The organism is Microtetraspora sp. AC03309 (genome assembly GCF_020826795.1).
GTDB lineage: Bacteria > Actinomycetota > Actinomycetes > Streptosporangiales > Streptosporangiaceae > Microtetraspora > Microtetraspora glauca.
In genome coordinates this window covers 1-562 of record NZ_JADDIL010000400.1, presented here as the reverse complement: position 1 = coordinate 562, position 562 = coordinate 1, and the positions used below count along the sequence as shown (strand labels likewise).

Here is a 562-nt window from a genome sequence, read left to right as displayed (position 1 = left end):
CGGCAACACGCTGGCTCCGGGTACACCACCAGATGCCCCAGACGAGTATTTTGTCCAGCCCCATCCGCTGCCAGCGCTGCCACCCGACCCTGGCTGGCCCGAACCGTAGCGAGCGCGTGCCAAGCTGACAGGCATGACTGACGTACGTGAACAAGGTCTGCGGGTCCTTCAGGAGATGGTGCCGCACCTGCCGTCGAATGTTGTCGAACCCGACGGGTCATTCGGTGACGAGCTGATGGGCATCGGCGTCGACAACGTCTTCGGCCGACTGTGGAGCCGTGAGGGCCTGAGTCGCCGTGATCGCAGCCTGGTCACCATGGGCATCTTGATCGCGCTGCGGGCCACAGATGAGTTCGAGTCGCACGTCAGGATCGGCCTCCGCAACGGCCTCACCGAGGACGAGATCGCCGAAGTCATCTACCACGCCAGCGGCTACGCCGGATTTCCTGCCGCGAACACCGCCCGCAACGTGGACGACGATTCGCGGGTGACGCTGAGGAAGTGCAAACCCAGCTGCGAGGACAAGTTGCGGCACACCTCCACCCCACGCACGCTGTTGCCT

At 64.4% G+C, this 562-nt stretch carries 1 protein-coding gene; it reads left to right on the top strand.

Annotated elements, in window-relative coordinates; genetic code table 11:
• Nucleotides 1-175: 175 nt before the first annotated feature.
• Nucleotides 176-562, top strand: a 387-nt coding sequence (locus IMZ11_RS43545) for a carboxymuconolactone decarboxylase family protein (protein WP_228649556.1), incomplete at its 3' end; no start/stop codon positions are given.